General features: G+C 63.7%; 10 protein-coding genes. 6 read left to right on the top strand and 4 right to left on the bottom strand.

The genetic code is table 11. The features are described 5' to 3' along the window. Positions 1-10: 10 nt before the first annotated feature. Entirely contained in the window at positions 11-1,183 is a 1,173-nt protein-coding gene (pobA, locus tag AC0L23_RS16360; protein ID WP_085350037.1) for a 4-hydroxybenzoate 3-monooxygenase, read from the bottom strand. A gap of 48 nt (positions 1,184-1,231) precedes the next feature. On the opposite strand from pobA, the gene AC0L23_RS16365 reads away from it, so the two are divergent. Further along, positions 1,232-2,137, top strand: a complete 906-nt coding sequence (locus AC0L23_RS16365) for a helix-turn-helix domain-containing protein (RefSeq protein ID WP_085359783.1) — start codon at positions 1,232-1,234, stop codon at positions 2,135-2,137. Positions 2,138-2,497: 360 nt separating this feature from the next. Further along, positions 2,498-3,109: a LabA-like NYN domain-containing protein gene (locus AC0L23_RS16370; protein ID WP_018456136.1), complete on the top strand. Its 612-nt coding sequence runs from the start codon at positions 2,498-2,500 to the stop codon at positions 3,107-3,109. An 18-nt stretch (positions 3,110-3,127) separates the two neighbouring features. Here AC0L23_RS16370 and pcaG read toward each other — a convergent pair whose 3' ends face one another. Together pcaG and pcaH are read right to left on the bottom strand one after the other, a co-directional pair. Then, positions 3,128-3,754 (bottom strand): protocatechuate 3,4-dioxygenase subunit alpha, encoded by a 627-nt coding sequence (pcaG, locus tag AC0L23_RS16375; protein ID WP_026233093.1) that lies wholly within the window; start codon positions 3,752-3,754, stop codon positions 3,128-3,130. A 4-nt stretch (positions 3,755-3,758) separates the two neighbouring features. Next, positions 3,759-4,547, bottom strand: coding sequence for a protocatechuate 3,4-dioxygenase subunit beta (pcaH, locus tag AC0L23_RS16380; protein ID WP_039799636.1), 789 nt, complete (start codon positions 4,545-4,547; stop codon positions 3,759-3,761). Positions 4,548-4,642: 95 nt separating this feature from the next. On the opposite strand from pcaH, the gene AC0L23_RS16385 reads away from it, so the two are divergent. The 3 genes from AC0L23_RS16385 (at position 4,643) to AC0L23_RS16395 (ending at position 8,497) form a co-directional block, all read left to right on the top strand. Further along, complete coding sequence (locus tag AC0L23_RS16385; protein ID WP_162496296.1) at positions 4,643-5,587, top strand: LysR family transcriptional regulator; 945 nt, start codon at positions 4,643-4,645, stop codon at positions 5,585-5,587. 51 nt (positions 5,588-5,638) lie between these two features. Next, positions 5,639-6,943 carry a nicotinate phosphoribosyltransferase gene (pncB, locus tag AC0L23_RS16390; protein WP_018456140.1) on the top strand — a complete coding sequence of 435 codons (1,305 nt, stop codon included), beginning with the start codon at positions 5,639-5,641 and terminating at the stop codon, positions 6,941-6,943. 246 nt (positions 6,944-7,189) lie between these two features. Continuing rightward, positions 7,190-8,497 (top strand): GGDEF domain-containing protein, encoded by a 1,308-nt coding sequence (locus AC0L23_RS16395; protein WP_473357160.1) that lies wholly within the window; start codon positions 7,190-7,192, stop codon positions 8,495-8,497. A gap of 14 nt (positions 8,498-8,511) precedes the next feature. Here the strand turns inward: AC0L23_RS16395 and AC0L23_RS16400 are convergent, their stop codons facing one another. Further along, positions 8,512-9,132, bottom strand: a complete 621-nt coding sequence (locus AC0L23_RS16400; protein WP_162496297.1) for a TetR/AcrR family transcriptional regulator — start codon at positions 9,130-9,132, stop codon at positions 8,512-8,514. Positions 9,133-9,669: 537 nt separating this feature from the next. On the opposite strand from AC0L23_RS16400, the gene AC0L23_RS16405 reads away from it, so the two are divergent. Next, positions 9,670-13,074, top strand: coding sequence for an acyl-[ACP]--phospholipid O-acyltransferase (locus AC0L23_RS16405; protein WP_085359776.1), 3,405 nt, complete (start codon positions 9,670-9,672; stop codon positions 13,072-13,074). Positions 13,075-13,116 lie beyond the last annotated feature (42 nt).

A 13,116-nucleotide genomic window follows, 5' to 3' on the forward strand; every position in this document is an offset into this window, starting at 1 on the left:
CCACTCCCCGCTAGAACGGCAACCCCACGTAATTCTCCGCCAGCAGACGCTGCGCCGTCTCGGACGACAGCAGATATTCCAGCTCCGTCTGCTGAAGCCTCTCTTCATACTCGGAACGGTCGGGGAAGCGATGCAGCAGCATCGTCATCCACCACGAAAAGCGTTGCGCCTTCCAGATCCGCGCCAGCGCCTTGGCGGAATAGCCCTGGAGCCCGGAATCATCGCCGTTCTGATAATGCGCGAGCATGGCGTGGTAGAGATAATAGATGTCGGAGCCGGCGCTGTTCAGCCCGCGCGCGCCGGTCGGCGGCACGATGTGGGCGGCATCGCCGGCGAGAAACAGGCGGCCGTAGCTCATCGGCTCGGCGACGAAGCTGCGCAACGGCGCGATGCTCTTCTCGATGGACGACCCAGTGATCAGGCGATCGCCGACCTCGTGCGGCAAACGGCGCTTCAGCTCGGCCCAGAACGCATCGTCGCTCCAGTCCTCCACCTTGTCGGTGAGCGGCACCTGGACGTAGTAGCGGCTCAGCACTTGCGACCGCAAGGAACACAGCGCGAAGCCGCGCTCGTGCTTCACATAGATCAGCTCCGGCGACACCGGTTTCGTGCGCGACAGCACGCCGAGCCAACCGAACGGATAGATCTTCTCGTATTCCCGCAGCACGTCCTTCGGGATCGACTTCCTGCTGACGCCGTGAAAGCCGTCAGCGCCGACGATATAGTCGCAATCGACTCGGACGGTTTCGGCATTCGAACGATAGGTCACGTACGGCTGGTCCGAGGTCAGGTCATGCGGCGTCACGTCCTCGGCATTGTGCACGACGTTGCCGCCAAGGCGGTCGCGCGCCTCGTAGAGGTCGCGCGTCAGCTCGGTCTGGCCGTAGACCAGCACCGAATTGCCGCCGGAATGCTTGTGGAGGTCGATCTGGGAGAGCACCCCGTCATGGGCGATCTCGAATCCCTTGTGGATCTCGCCCTCGCGGTCCATCCGCTCGCCGCACTGTGCCTCGCGCATCAGCCTGGCGAAGCCGTGCTCGAGCACGCCGGCGCGGATCCGGGCAAGCACGTGGTCGCGGCTGTACTTTTCCAGCACGACCGTGTCGATGCCCTTGAGGTGCAGGAGCTGGGACAACAGCAGCCCGGACGGCCCGCCGCCGATGATACAGACCTGGACTTTCATTTTTGCGTCCTCCTCGGCACTTTCTTGCAGATTCAGCGCCGCTGACGGATGGAGGCTTTCGTCTTTGTCTTGTACTATTCGAACATGAGAAACCCAGCCCCCGCCCCGGCAATCCGGGTCTACAATTTGTTCGGCGAATCCGGTGATCTGCCCGATGTCGTGCATTGCGAGACGATAGCGTCGCGCTCGGTGCTGCACGATTGGACGCTCGCCGTGCACCGCCATGCCCGGCTGCACCAGGTGCTGCTGATCGAGCGCGGCGGCGGCGAAGCGACGCTCGACGGGCGCGTGGTGCAGCTGAAGCCGATGCAAATCGTCAACGTGCCCGTCGGCCACGTCCACGGCTTCCGTTTCGTGCCTGATACCCAGGGCTGGGTGCTGACCATCGCCGCGGAAATATTGGACGAAGCGCTGCTCGCCTCCGAAGGGCTGCGAGGTGCCTTGTCGCGCTCGGCCGTGATACGCGGCACGCCGCAGATTCGGACCACCATGAAGCAGATCTTTGCCGAACACGCCGCGCGCGATTTCGGCCGAGCGCATGTGCTGCGTGCACTTTCGGCGGCCATGATCGGGCTGGTGGCCCGCGCGCTCACCGGCGAGAGCGGTGGCAACGGCACGGCTGAAAGCGGACTATTCCGCCGCTTCGAGGCGCTGCTGGAACAGCATCATCTGGAACGCTGGAGCGTTGCGGACTATGCGAGCGCGCTGTCGATCACGCCGACCCATCTCAACCGTGTGACCCGGGCAGCAACCGGCGACACCGCCTCGCACCTGATCCTCAACCGGCTGATCCGCGAGGCGCGGCGCAACCTCGTCTACACCAATTTACCGGTCTCGACGATCGCCTATGCGCTTGGCTTCGAGGACCCCGCCTATTTCAGCCGGGTCTACGCCGCCGCCACGGGCGTGTCACCGCGGGCCTTTCGTGCCCAGCTTCATGGCGATGAAGGCTGACACACCGGCCGATCGATCAGCCGCGCCTGTGGTCGAAGGCCACGCTGGGAACCGCAATGGCCCTTGTTGCCAGCGCTGCCACTTAACCTTCGTATATGGGGCCCTATCCTTTGGATAGGCGCCCTTTACCTCAGTACAATTGAGTAGGGAATGCGCGCGCCTTAGCCTGGCTGCATTCGGCGCCCTGGCGCCGGTGGCATTGTATCCTCCCTAACCTGGGCGCAAGACGGCCGCCCCTGTCCGGTCGTCTGCGCTGCTTTTTCGGCAAGCCATCGGTGCCTTCAATGTTTTTCCGGCCGACACACCGCCCCCGGCGGTTGGACCGGCCACCTTTCGCGTACAACTGGAGATTTGTGCATAATGTCTTCGATTGAGAAGATCGCACTCTTTATCGATGGCTCCAATCTCCATGCCACCTCCAAGGCGCTCGGCTTCGACATCGACTACAGGCGACTGCTCGGCGAATTCCAAAGCCGAGGTGCGCTGTTGCGGGCCTTCTACTACACGACCGTCGTCGAGGATCAGGAGTATTCGTCAATCCGTCCGTTGATCGATTGGCTCGACTATAACGGATACACCGTCGTCACGAAACTCACGAAGGAATTCGTCGACGCCATCACCGGCCGCCGCAAAGTGAAGGGCAGCATGGATGTCGACCTCGCCGTAAATGCGATGGAGCTCGCCGAGCACGTCGATCAGATCGTGTTGTTCTCGGGCGATGGGAATTTTCGTTCGCTGGTGGAAGCCCTGCAACGCCTCGGTGTCCGCGTGACGGTCGTCTCCACACTCTCCACTCAGCCGGCCATGGTCGCTGACGAGCTGCGCCGACAGGCGGACATATTCATCGATTTGGCAGAACTGAAACCAAAAGTGGGGCGCGATCCGGCGAATAGGCCGGGATCGCGCGAGATGCGTCAGTCACCGCAATTCCACGCGCGCGTAGCGATCGATCGCAGTGACCAGGTGGAGTGAACCTTCGGGCGGCGGCTCTCAGACGTCGAAGAACATCGTCTCCTCCGGCCCCTGCAAATTGATCGTGAAAGCATACACGATCTTGGCGCCACGCTCGCTGCGCTTTGCGATCAACGTCGAACGTCGCACCGGCTGCTCGATCAGGCTGAGCACGGGGTCGGCGGCGTTCGCAGTCTCTTCATCGGAGAAATACAGCCGGGTGTTGAGCCCGATATTGATGCCACGCGCGACGATCCAGATGTTGACGTAAGGCGCGCATTTGCGGCCCGCCTTGTCGGTGATGGCCCCGGGCTTGATGGTCTCGAACGTCACCAGCCCGCTCTCGAAGTCGGAGCCGGCGCGGCCCCAGCCACGAAATTCCTCGTCGAGCGCGCCGGTCGACCGATCGGCCGGATGGTTGTAGCGGCCGGCCGCGTTCGCCTGCCAGATCTCCAACAGCACGTCACGCAGCGGCGTGCCGCTGCCGTCGAACACCTTGCCCTCCAGCGTGATGCGTTCGCCTTGCGTGTTCGGCGTCACCAGCACGTTGGAAAAGTTCTTCTCGAAGATGTCGAAGCCGGCCATCGCCGGGATCAGGCCGATATGGACGTAGGGCCCAGCGGTCTGCGAGGCGGTTTCCTTGAGGTAGTTGAGCGGCTGCGGCATGGACCTAGTTCCCTGCGGTGCGATTTTCAAAGTAAGTGGAGCGCTGGCCGCGCAAGACGATGTCGAAGCGGTAGGCGAGCGAGTCGAACGGGGTCGATGCGTTGAGGTCGAGCGGCGCGATGAGGCGCTCCAGCGCATCCTTGTCCGGGATCGTCGTCAGGATTGGGCAGACCGGGATCAGGGGATCGCCCTCAAAGTACATCTGGGTGATCAGACGCTGTGCAAAGCCCGAGCCGAACACCGAGAAGTGGATGTGAGCGGGACGCCAGCTGTTGACGTAGTTGCGCCAGGGATAGGGTCCCGGCTTCACGGTGCGGAAATAATAGTAGCCGCTGTCGTCGGTCAGCGCGCGGCCGCAACCGCCGAAATTCGGATCGATCGGCGCCAGATACGTGTCCCTCTTGTGCCGGTAGCGGCCGCCGGCATTGGCTTGCCAGAACTCGACCAGCGTGTTCGGCACGCCGCGGCCGGTCTCATCCAGCACGCGGCCGTGGACGATGATGCGTTCGCCGACGGGATCGCCGTCCTTGGCGTAGTTGCGGATCAAATCATTGTCGAGCGGGCCGAGATCGTTGTGCCCGAACACCGGCCCCGTGATCTCCGAGACCGAGTTCTCAAGCGACAGCAACGCCTGGCGCGGCGAGCGCAGCACCGAGGATTTGTAGCCCGGCGCGTGCGCCGGCGGATGCATGGAACGGTCGCGCTGGAAGAAGCCGCCGTCACCGAGCGGCGGCGTGAACGGCTCGGGACGGTTGGGGCGGGATTCCCGCAAGGCTGGCGCCTGGGCATGCATCGGCGTTGTCTCTCCCTCTGGCGCTCCCGTTGGGGCGCACGGCTTATCGGGAGATGATGGCGCCGGCTATTCTCAAGATAAATAGATCGATTATAATGCATTCCATGAATAAAATCGATCATTTGGCGCTCGATGGCCACGCGCTTGAGCTGTTCCTGGCCGTGTTGGAAGAAGGTTCGGTGACGGCGGCCGCAACGCGGCTCGGCCTGACGCAATCCGCGGTCAGCCACGCCCTGAACAAGCTGCGGCGGATCGTCGGCGATCCGCTGTTTGCCAAATCCGGCCGCGGCATTGTGGCCACAGCGCACGCCCAGGCCCTGGCGGCAAAGGCGCGAGCGCTGATCGACGAGATGCGCAGCTTTGCCGGCGGCGTCACGTTCGAGCCGGCGAGCGCGCAGCTTTCGCTGACAATCGCCGCCAATGACTTCCAGCGCGACCTGCTGCTGCCGCGATTCTTCGATCATGTCGCAGCGCAAGTGACGAGCCTGAACCTGCGCGTGATCCCCTCGCAGTCGCCCTCGCCGGCGATGCTGCGCGAAAACCGCTGCGATCTGCTGATCACGCCGCTGCCGCCATCCGGCGTGGACATCGTGCAGAAGCGCCTGCTGCAAGACCATTACGTTTGTTACTACGACCCCAAAGCGCGCGCGACGCCGGCTACGCGCGGCGCCTATCTCGCGGCGCGTCACGTCACGGTGGTCTACACTGACAATGAGCGGCTCGACTTCGATCGCCGGCTTGCAGCCAACGGCTTCCACCGCGACATCGCGATCTCCGTGCCGAGCTTCTCCGGCGTGCCGTCCTTCCTGCGTGGCTCGCAAATGCTGGCGAGCATGCCGAGCCTGCTGGCGACCGGCGTGATGCATGGCTTCGCCCAGGTGCGGATTCCGCTGGCCTCGCGCACGCGAACCCTGGCTGAGTTGCCGATGTTCATGGTCTGGCACCAGCGCTATCAGAAGGACCCGGCGCATCGCTGGATCAGAAGCCAACTCGAGACCGTGGCGGCGACGGCCTCGCACCCCGCCCCCGCGAAAACCTGATCCCCGTCAAACCCACTGGTTGCGCCGCGGCCGCCACGCTAGAATTCCCCCATGACAGTGACCGACATTGCGAGCCGGACTTACAATCACAGCTGGCGGCTGGATCCCATCATCCGCAGCCTGCTTGATACCGACTTCTACAAGCTATTGATGTTGCAAATGATTCGGGAAGCTTACCCGAATCAGCAGGTGACATTCTCGGTCATCAACCGATCGCGCCATGTCCGGCTCGCCGAAATCATCGACGAGGGCGAGCTGCGCGCCCAGCTCGACCACGCCCGCACCATCCGCTTCACCAAGAAAGAGCTGATCTGGCTTGCCGGTAACACTTTCTACGGCAAGACCCACATGTTCTCGGCGGACTTCATCCGCTGGCTCGCCGAATTCCGGCTGCCCGAATACGAGCTGCGCAAGGTCGAAGGCCAGTACGAGCTGCACTTCCACGGGCCGTGGAGCCATACCACGATGTGGGAAATTCCTGCGCTCGCCATCCTCAACGAATTGCGCTCGCGGGCGGCGATGAAGGGCCGCGGCCGCTTCGAGCTCGACGTGCTCTATGCCCGCGCGAAGGCCAAGCTGTGGACCAAGGTGGAACGCCTGCGCAAGCTGGATGGCCTCCGGCTCTCCGATTTCGGCACCCGTCGCCGCCATGGCTTCCTCTGGCAGCGCTGGTGCGTGGAGGCCGTGAAGGAAGGCCTGGGCCCGTCCTTCATCGGCACCTCCAACGTGCTACTCGCGATGGACAATGATCTCGAAGCCATCGGCACCAACGCCCATGAACTGCCGATGGTCGCGGCTGCGCTGGCCAAGGACGACGAGGAATTGCGCTGGGCGCCCTATCGCATCCTCGACCAGTGGCGCCAGACCTATGGCGGCAACCTCCTGATTGCGCTGCCCGACGCTTTTGGCACCAAGGCTTTCCTGCGCGATGCGCCGGAATGGGTTGCCGACTGGACCGGCTTCCGCCCCGACAGCGCGCCGCCGATTCAAGCCGGCGAGGAGATCATGAAATGGTGGGAGCAGAAGGGCCGCAATCCCAGGGACAAGCTGCTGGTGTTCTCCGACGCGATGGACGTGGGCTCGATCGAGGAGACCTACCACCACTTCGTCGGCCGGGTGCGGCTCTCCTTCGGCTGGGGCACCAATCTCACCAATGATTTCGTCGGCTGCACGCCGGACGGCTCGTTCAACCTCGATCCGATCTCGCTGGTCTGCAAGGTGTCGTCGGTCGACGGACGTCCGGCCGTCAAGCTTTCCGACAATCCCGAGAAGGCGACCGGCCTGCCTTCGGAGATCGAGCGCTATTTGCGCGTCTTCGGCGACGCCGGCCGCGTGCGCAAGCCGGTGCTGGTCTAGCGCCAGAGCAATCTCTCTCCATCAAGTAAACCATCTGGGGCAAATGCGCGACATCGGCTCGCCGATGCCGCGTCAGTTCCGGTTCGACGGCATTTGCGACGATCTGCAAGCATCCACTTCACAACGCCTTCACCCTGCGACGCAGTCTCCTGGCATTTTCAAGTCGAGTTAAGCACCTTTCGCGCGTAATCCGCGTTATGAGCGGATCGCTCCGCTGGGGTCGTTGAGCGACTTGGGGAACGCAAAGTGTTTCGCAGAACAGCGCCGTCAACGAAGGGACGAAGCTTCCTTCATGTCATCAAGCTCGTTTCGCCTTTCGTCACGGTCGTTCTGCTGCAGGCGGCGATCGCCGGATTCAGCCTGGAGGTGATGTCCTCGGTCCGCGCCTATGTCGCGGGCGAAGCGTTGTGGTCGCGCTCGCAGAAGAACGCCGTCTATTTCCTCAATCTCTATCTGCATTCGGGCGACGCCAGCCAGTTTGCGCAATATCAGATCTCGCTGGCCGTTCCCATCGGCGACGAGTTCGCGCGCTGGGCGCTCGAGCGCGATCCGGTCGACGTCGAGGCCGCCCGCATCGGCTTCCTGCAAGGCGGCAACCATCCCGATGACGTGCCGGGACTGATCTGGCTGTTTCGCTACTTCAAACAGGTCAGCTTTCTCAAGGAAGCGATCAGCGAGTGGGCTGCCACCGACCCCATGCTGCTGGAGCTGAGCGTTTTCGGCGAGGTCATCCGGTCAGAGTTGAAGAGCGGACCGGTTCAGGACGGCAACCGCCTGCAATTATTGTCGTCGCGGCTTTCGGAGCTCAACACTCAGTTCACGGTGCACGCCAAGCGGTTCTCCACCGTTCTCGGCGAAGGCTCGCGCGCCATCAAGATGACGCTGACTGGCGTCAATATCGTCACAGCCATGACGCTGATCCTGCTCCTGATCTGGCACACGCGGCGATTGGTGCTGCAACGACAGGCGTTTGAGGATGCCCTGCATGCCGAGAAGGAGCGCCTAGTCTGGCAGGCGTCGCACGACTGGCTGACCGGCTTGTCCAACCGGCGCGCGTTCGAGGCCCGCCTGCAAAGCGAGTTGGACGACACCGCGGCGGGTTCGCTGGGCCTGGTCCTGCTCGATCTCGACCAATTCAAGGACGTCAACGACAGCTGCGGTCATCTCGCCGGCGACCGCCTGCTCTGCCAGATCTCGCGTCTCCTGCAACAGGAACGACGGCCGCATGACCTGGTGGCCCGGCTTGGCGGTGACGAATTCGGCCTAATCCTTCCACAAAGCACGCCGTACGACGCCGTGGATATCGCCGAACGGCTGCGCCGGTCGCTCGAGCTATCCGTCTTCGCGTGGGACGATCGTTGCTTTGCAGTGACCGCCAGCATCGGCGTTGCCTGCATCACCGACGGCAACACCACGCTCGAGGACGCGATGCGGCGCGCGGATGCCGCCTGCTATCGCGCCAAGGAGAACGGACGCAACCGTGTTCAGGTCGACAACGGGACGACGGACGTCGTCGTCGTCACCTCGCGGCACCGCAAGGCCGCCAGCGCGTAGCAGCGCTCCACACTTTATCGTACTGGCACAATCCCGAGCCCTGCGAGATGCGCATCCAGAAACTGATCGACCTGCTGGCGCAGCATCTGCGGCGGCACGGCTACCATGCGTTCTTCGAGGCCGAGCGAGATGATCCCGTGCACGGCGGAAAACAGGGTGCGTGACAGCAGCGCGATCTGCACGTCGTCTGCATTCGGAAGCAGCCGCACCAGGGGTGGATGCATCAGCGCGAAGGCGTCCATCACCATCTGAAGGATGTCATCGGGGTAAGGGCGGTCGTCCTCCATCCGATGTTCGAACAGCGAGCGCAGCAGATTGGCGTGCTCCGCAAAAAATTCGAGGTAGGTCGCGGCCAGCCCGTAGAGCTGGCGAACGGGATCCTCGGCGGGAACCTGGCCCAGCCGCACCGTCAGCTCCTTAACGGTCTCCCGATTCACGGTCAGGATCACCCCGTCGAAGTCGCCGAACTCGTTGTAGACGCTCCCAACCGAGCAGCCTGCGGCGTCCGCAACATCCCGGACTTTCAACGATTTCAGCCCCTTAGTCGCGATAATGCTGCGAGCGATCTCCACGATCTGCTGCCGCCGGCGAGATTTTTTTCGGTCTCGCAACGATTCGTCTTGAACATTGTTCATTTTCAAGGTACTCATTTGAACAATGTTCAAATTAACCTGGAGATCTGCAAAATGCAAACCCTCGCTGTTGATATCGCCTCCACCTTCGTCGATGACGCCACAGCTCTCGTGACCGGATTTGGCCGCGCCTTCCTGCGGTTCGCGACGGGGCCGATCGATCGCATTGCAAATGCCTGCGACATTGCCGGCGTCCTGACCGAGCGCCGCGTGACCTTCCCGATGTGGCGGGCCAACCGCGACCGCGCCCGTCATGAGGGCCGCCGCATTAGCCTGCTCGGCCGCCTCTCGCCCTTTCGCCGCCTTGCCCACCTGACCTGAGGCGCGCACGCCTCCTTGCCGGGGCGTGATAGAGCCGCGACCAGCCATTTGCGAACCAAACGTCGCCACGCGGAGACCAACAGGATCGGAAGGTAAAGGCGCAGAGCAGGCCGGGGCGATCGTTCGTCAACCCGCAAATGCCCGTCGCATCTCCTCGGGTCCCGACGCCCATCCGACAATGAAACAACCTCAGACAGCGTTTCCAAAACAGGACTAGTCATGATCAGGGATTTGATGTCGTCACGCCGCTTCGCGCCGCTGTTCTGGGCGCAATTCTTCTCGGCGCTGAACGACAACGTGCTCAAGAACGCACTCGTCATCATCCTGCTTTACACTGCCGCGACCGGCCACGGTGATGCGCTGGTGACGGTCGCGGGCGCGGTGTTCATCTTCCCCTATTTCATCCTGTCCGGGCTCGGCGGCCAGCTCGCCGACAAATACGTCAAATCCGTCGTCGCAAGGCGGCTCAAATTCGCCGAGATCTTTGCCGCTGGCTTTGCCGCGGCCGGCTTCTTCCTGCACTCGGTGCCGCTGCTGTTCGCAGCGCTCGCACTGTTCGGCGTCATCGCCGCGCTGTTCGGACCCGTGAAATACGCGATGCTGCCGGACCAGCTCGAGCTCGGCGAGCTCGCGACCGGCAACGCGCTGGTCGAAGGCGCGACCTTCATGGCCATCCTGCTCGGCACCGTTGCCGGTGGCCAGTTCGTGGCCGGCTCCGCGCATATGGGCTGGGTCGCATCGGTCGTGGTCGTGCTGGCCCTGCTGTCCTGGGCCTTCGCCTCCCGCATTCCCGCGACGACGCCGTCTGCACCCGATCTGCCGGTCAATCGAAATCCCTGGACCTCGACGCTCGGCCTGTTGAAGACGTTGCACGCCGATCACCGGCTGTGGGACGGCACCGTGATCGTGTCCTGGTTCTGGCTGGTGGGCGCCATCGTGCTCTCGCTGCTACCGGCGCTGGTCAAGGAAGTCATCGGTGGCACCGAGGGCGTGGTGACGTTGTGTCTCGCGATCTTCGCAATCGGCATTGCCATCGGCTCGCTGTTCGCCGCGAATCTGAGCCACGTTCGCCCGAACCTCGCGCTGGTGCCGATCGGCGCCATCATGATGGGGTTTGCCGGCCTCGACCTCGCTTGGGCGATCGGCGTGACCACCAAGGGGCAGGACATCACAGCGGGCGACTTCGCAACCTCGTTCGCGGGATTGCGCATGCTGGTCGATTTCGTTGCCTTCGCATTCGGCGGCGGGCTGTTCGTCGTGCCGTCCTTCGCCGCCGTCCAGGCCTGGTCCGCCCCCTCCGAGCGCGCCCGCATTATCGCCGCCGGCAACGTGCTGCAGGCCGCCTTCATGGTGGCCGGCTCGCTGTTCGTCGCGCTGTTGCAGGCCGGCGGATTGCACATCGGCTGGATCTTCTTTGGCCTCGGCGTCATCAGCTTCGGCGCAGTCTGGTTCGTGCTGACCAAGTGGGGCAAGGAAGGCGTGCGCGACTTTGGCGGGCTGCTGTTCCGCGCGCTGTTCCGCACCGAGGTCCGCGGGCGGGAGAACCTGCCGCCTGCTGGCACGCGCATGCTGATCGCGCCCAATCATGTCAGCCTGATCGACGGCCCGCTCCTGCACGCCGTGCTCCCGATCGACGCGAGCTTCGCGGTTGATACCGGCATCGCCAAGGCCTGGTGGGCCAAGCCGTTCCTGCGGGTGGTCAAGCACTACACCATGGACCCCACCAAGCCGCTGGCGGCGCGCGACCTCATCAAGCTCGTCGCCGCCGGAGAGCCGGTGGTGATTTTCCCGGAAGGACGCATCACTGTTTCCGGCTCGCTGATGAAGGTCTATGACGGCACCGCGATGATCGCGGACAAGGCCGACGCAGTCGTCGTCCCGGTCCGCATCGAAGGCGCCCAGCGCTCGCATCTCAGCTATCTCAACGGCAGCCAGATCAAGCGCTCGTGGTTTCCGCGGGTGACCGTCACCATCCTGCCGCCAGTCAAGCTTCCGGTCGATCCGTCGCTCAAGGGCAAGGCGCGCCGCAACGCCGCGGGCGCAGCACTTCAGGACGTGATGATCGACGCCATGGTGAAGAACGCCATGCTCGATCACACCCTGTTCGAGGCGCTCGGACACGCCTATCGCGACCGCGACACCGGCAAGGTCATCGTCGAGGACGCGCTCGGTACCAAGCTGACCTATCGCAAGCTGATCCTGGGCGCGCAGGTCTTGAGCCGGAAGCTGGAGAACGGCACCGCTATCGGTGAGAATGTCGGTGTGCTGCTGCCGAATTCCGCTGGCGTCGCCGTCGTCTTCATGGCGCTGCAAAACATCGGCCGGGTGCCGGCAATGCTCAACTTCTCGGCGGGCCCGGTCAACGTGCTTGCCGCCATGAAAGCCGCGCAGGTCAAAACCGTGCTGACGTCGAAAGCTTTCATCGAGAAGGGCAAGCTCGACAAGCTGATGGCGGCGATCTCCGCGGAAGTTCGCGTGGTCTACCTCGAGGACGTCCGTGCTTCGATCGGCACGGCCGACAAGATCAAGGGCCTGCTCGCCGGCACCGCGCCCCGCGTCGCCCGCCAGGCGAGCGATCCGGCGGTCGTGCTGTTCACGTCGGGCTCGGAAGGCACGCCCAAGGGCGTTGTGCTGTCCCACCGCAATATCCTTGCGAACGCCGCACAGGCGCTGGCGCGGGTCGATGCCAACGCCAATGATAAGGTGTTCAACGTGCTGCCGGTGTTCCACTCCTTCGGGCTGACCGGTGGAATGATGATGCCGCTGCTCGCGGGCATTCCGATCTACATGTACCCCTCGCCGCTGCACTACCGGATCGTGCCCGAGCTGATCTACCAGACCGGAGCCACGATCCTGTTCGGCACCGACACATTCCTCACGGGCTATGCACGCTCGGCCCATGCCTACGACTTCCGCACCTTGCGCCTGGTGATCGCCGGCGCGGAGGCGGTCAAGGATCGCACCCGGCAGGTCTTCATGGAGCGTTACGGCATCCGCATCCTCGAAGGCTATGGCGTCACCGAGACGGCACCGGTGCTGGCGATGAACACGCCGATGGCCAATCGTCCAGGCACGGTCGGCCGCCTGTCGCCGCTGATGGAAAGCCGCCTCGACCCGGTCCCCGGCATCGAGGAAGGCGGACGCCTGTCGGTGCGCGGACCCAACGTAATGCTCGGATACTTGCGGGCCGAAAATCCCGGCGTGCTCGAGCCGCTCGCCGACGGCTGGCACGACACCGGCGACATCGTGGCGATCGACCCGGCCGGCTTCATCACCATCAAGGGTCGCGCCAAGCGCTTTGCCAAGATCGCCGGCGAAATGGTCTCGCTGTCGGCGGTCGAGAACATCGCGACAACGCTGTGGCCGCAGGCCGGTTCAGTCGCCGTGTCGATCCCGGACCAGCGAAAGGGCGAGCGCATCGTGTTGCTGACGACGGAGAAGAACGCCGAGCGCAGCGCCATGCAAGGCCACGCCAAGGCGATCGGCGCGTCCGAGCTGACCGTTCCCGCTGCGATCATGGTGGTCGACAAGGTGCCACTGCTCGGGACCGGCAAGACCGACTACGTCACGGCAACGACGATGGCCCGCGAGCAGGCGTCTGGACCAGAGCGCGAGGTGGCATAAGAGAGATGCACGAGGCGCCTCAATCAGGCGAGGCGCGGTGCC

The organism is Bradyrhizobium sp. MI1.4, assembly GCF_055811315.1.